Origin of the sequence: Verminephrobacter aporrectodeae subsp. tuberculatae At4 (assembly GCF_000193225.1) — a bacterium.
In the GTDB taxonomy this organism is placed as follows: domain Bacteria; phylum Pseudomonadota; class Gammaproteobacteria; order Burkholderiales; family Burkholderiaceae_C; genus Acidovorax; species Acidovorax aporrectodeae.
The window spans coordinates 1-1,307 of the sequence record NZ_AFAL01000063.1; the positions used below are offsets into that span (position 1 = coordinate 1).

General features: G+C 65.2%; 3 protein-coding genes. All 3 read left to right on the forward strand.

Annotated elements, in window-relative coordinates; all coding sequences use genetic code 11:
- Positions 1-858 (forward strand): LOG family protein (locus VTU_RS0102655; protein WP_010100486.1); only part of this gene is annotated, 858 nt, incomplete at its 5' end.
- A 22-nt stretch (positions 859-880) separates the two neighbouring features.
- Positions 881-1,018, forward strand: coding sequence for a hypothetical protein (locus VTU_RS33395; protein ID WP_010100488.1), 138 nt, complete (start codon positions 881-883; stop codon positions 1,016-1,018).
- Positions 1,015-1,307 (forward strand): DUF5990 family protein (locus VTU_RS25405; protein WP_010100490.1); only part of this gene is annotated, 293 nt, incomplete at its 3' end. The genes VTU_RS33395 and VTU_RS25405, both read left to right, overlap by 4 nt.

Below are 1,307 nucleotides of genomic sequence, written 5' to 3' on the forward strand. Positions count from 1 at the left end.
GCCAACACCCAACTCAACGAATGCCGCCTGACCGACGCCCGGACCGAACTGCGCCACCAGGCGCACAACGGCAAGCCCTTGCAGGCAGACGCGCATTGCCTGGCCTTTGCCGACCCGGAATTCATGTCCCGCCGCGAGACGCGCGGCATCCGCTTTCAGTTGGAGATGCTCAAGCCCGATCTGGGGCAGGCCGAGCAGGGAATCGAAAACACGGTGGTGGTGTACGGCAGCGCCCGCTTTGTCGCGCCCGACGAGGCGGCGGCCCAGCTCGCAGAGGCCGAGGCCAGCGGCGACGCGCTGCGCGTGCAGCGCGCGCGCCAGGCGCTGCGCAACGCCGGCTACTACGACCAGGCACGCCAGTTCGCCCGGCTGGTCGCCGATTACAGCGAGCGCCAGCGCCCTGCCGACCGCCTCTATATCTGCACCGGCGGAGGCCCGGGAATCATGGAGGCCGCGAACCGCGGGGCGCACGATGCCGGCGCGCTGAACGTGGGCCTGAATATCGTGCTGCCGCATGAGCAAATCGACAATCGCTTCATCTCGCCGTCGCTGAGCTTCAAGTTCCACTACTTTGCGCTGCGCAAAATGCATTTCATGATGCGCGCCAAGGCGCTGGTGGCGTTCCCCGGCGGCTTTGGCACGCTCGACGAATTGTTCGAAGTGCTCACCCTGGTGCAGACCCGCAAGGCCAAACCCGTCCCCATCGTCCTGTTTGGCTCCGACTACTGGAAGCGACTGATCCATTTCGACGTGATGGTCGAAGAGGGCACGATCTGCGCGCAAGATCTGGACCTGTTTCACTACACCGACGATCCCCGGCAGGCCTGGGATCTGATCCGGACGTTTTATCGTTTGTAAAAGCGGCCGCAGCGCGCTGGTCATGGAGCAGCGCGCGGACGGCATGGTTGGCACGCTGGTGTATGCGACGGCGCTGTACGAGCGCGGCACCGTGGAACGTTTTCTGGACAACTACCTCGCCGTGCTGTGCGAGATGACGATACAAGGAGCTTCCCTATGAGCGTTCTTCCCCGCGAGCTGCGCGTCACCCTGGTGTGCAGGACGCTGCCGGCGGTCAACGAGCCCGTGACCGTGGGCATCCAGGACAAGAACCAGGACGTGCACGAGGGCGCGCGCAAGCGCGACGGGCCGGTCGAGTTCAAGTGCGAGGTCCAGGCGCGCGACGCAGGTGGCGGCAAGCTTGATTTCGCGGGGCCGTTCGTGCACGGCAAGCCGGGCGCGCGCTTTCTCTACCTGAGCTGGAAACGCTCCGATTCTTCCGACGTGCTCTGGCTCCAGCGCGTTAAGGT